Origin of the sequence: Flavobacterium sp. (assembly GCF_049318185.1) — a bacterium.
GTDB lineage: Bacteria > Bacteroidota > Bacteroidia > Flavobacteriales > Flavobacteriaceae > Flavobacterium.
Window position 1 is genome coordinate 1 of the sequence record NZ_JBMOGV010000216.1, and the last position, 2,019, is coordinate 2,019.

Annotated in this window: 2 protein-coding genes and 1 tRNA gene; 2 read left to right on the plus strand and 1 reads right to left on the minus strand. The window is 32.4% G+C overall.

The genetic code is table 11. The annotated features are described in order from the left end of the window. A partial coding sequence (locus tag ACOYLT_RS11715) for a DUF5916 domain-containing protein (protein WP_422854020.1) occupies positions 1 to 905 on the minus strand: 905 nt, incomplete at its 3' end. 180 nt (positions 906 to 1,085) lie between these two features. On the opposite strand from ACOYLT_RS11715, the gene ACOYLT_RS11720 reads away from it, so the two are divergent. Further along, complete coding sequence (locus ACOYLT_RS11720) at positions 1,086 to 1,793, plus strand: murein L,D-transpeptidase catalytic domain family protein (RefSeq protein ID WP_422854021.1); 708 nt, start codon at positions 1,086 to 1,088, stop codon at positions 1,791 to 1,793. 114 nt (positions 1,794 to 1,907) lie between these two features. Further along, positions 1,908 to 1,980 (plus strand) — tRNA-Gly (locus ACOYLT_RS11725). The last annotated feature ends 39 nt before the right edge of the window (positions 1,981 to 2,019 follow it).

Genomic DNA, 2,019 nt, shown 5'->3' on the forward strand with positions numbered 1-2,019 from the left:
TTCTCGCTAAATTGTTGTTCAAAGGCACTAAGATTTAGTTCTATGTTGTCAAATTTGGTTTGACCAAAATCGGGTATCAAAATGGCGTCTAAAGTAAACGCATCGTTGATGCCGTATTTTACATCAAGGCCACCTTTGAATTCTCCATTGGTTTTATTAGTTTTATTAGCGTAAACATATTGTGATGAGTAGGGAATTAAGAAAAGGCGTGTGGGTGTATTTACGTTTTCTATCCCTTCTAAAATTCCGGATTGAGTACTTTCATTTTCGATTTTGTTGTCAAGAAAGTTCCAAGAATATTGTTGCCGTAGTCTTCTTATTTCACGGTAAAAATTCAGACCCCAAGTTTGTTTTTTTTCGGTAGAAAAGCGCAAAGCTGCATAGGGAATTCTCATTTCTACAGTCCATCCATAATTTGTTAATTCTACATGACTTTCCCAAATTGCATCCCAGGAAAAGTCTCCGCCATTGGCTTCGGTGTATATCCAATCTTGTTGTACACCAGCTGCACTAACAATAAAACGAAATTCTTGTTGACCATCGTTGTATCCATTAAAAAAAACCCCAAAGTGATCTGCAGTGGCAAAGTTATCTCTTGATGTTAATTCTTTTAGTATTTTATTGGGTTCATCATCATAAAGAGTAGCGGCAACATATACAGCTTCATTGCTGTAAACTATTTTTACTTCTGTTCTTCTTTCTTGAGGAATGGGTTTACCATTGTCTGGATTTATCATAATAAAATCGCTAGCTATTTCCGCAGATTGCCATGCATTTTCATTTAACTTACCGTCAATTACTATTTTTTCAGATGTGGGTTGGGTATGAAGTGTTTTTTTTTGACCAAAAAAAAGGCTGCTATTTAGCAGAATAGCATAGAGTAATAAGTACGAATACTTAGTCATAGATTTGTAGGTTAGTGCTGCAAAAATAACTATTTGACTGATTAATAACAAGACTATTCAAAAAAGTAATGTGATTTTGAAGAATTAAAATTTACTTAATAGTATATTAAAAAAATTGTTTTTTGTGTATATAATATATATTTGCAGAACCCATGTCTCACTTTAAACCTATACTATTCAATGAATTATAAATCCCTATCATTTTTGTTTTTCTTATTGTTGATGTCTTTCAATAGTTTTCCCGACAAAACAATCTCCGCAAACAAGAGTATAGAAATAGTTGAAAAAGCTGTTTCCAAAAATGTGTCAACTTACAATCAATTAAATGCAAATTCATTTGAATTGCCAAAATTCGAATGTTTTACTATGGCGCTTGATGGTTTCTATGCTTTGAAACAAAAAGGAATAATTCAAAAAAACATTTTAACTCTTGTCGATTTTAGTTTGTCATCCAATGTTAAAAGAATGTGGGTAATTGATTTGGAGAAAAATATAGTTTTATTTCAAACGTTAGTGGCTCATGGAAGAAATACTGGAGAAGAATATGCAAAGGAATTCTCCAATCAAGCTGAGTCTTTCAAAAGTAGCATCGGTTTTTATGCCACGGGAGAAATTTATAAAGGCAAACATGGTTTGTCTTTAAAGCTAGATGGTTTAGAAAAAGGATTGAATGATAATGCTAGAAAAAGAGCGGTTGTAATTCATGGTGCCGATTATGTTTCAGAGTCATTCATTAAGCAAAACAAAAGATTAGGAAGAAGTCAAGGTTGTCCTGCTGTTCCTGTTGAGATGAATGAAAAAATAATAAACGCTATAAAAGATAAATCTTGTTTATTTCTTTATCATCCTTCGGCAAAACAAGAAATACTTTCTAAATTATATTCTTAGATTTTCATAACCCAATGGTTATGTTTGGATTATAATTTTAAATTTTTTTACTGAATTTTTTTAAAAAATTTGCATCAAAAGAAACTTATTCTATATATTTGCACTCACAAAAATGCGGAAGTAGCTCAGTTGGTAGAGCTCCAGCCTTCCAAGCTGGTTGTCGCGAGTTCGAGCCTCGTCTTCCGCTCTAAACCTCAAACGAAAGTTTGAGGTTTTTTATTTTCAA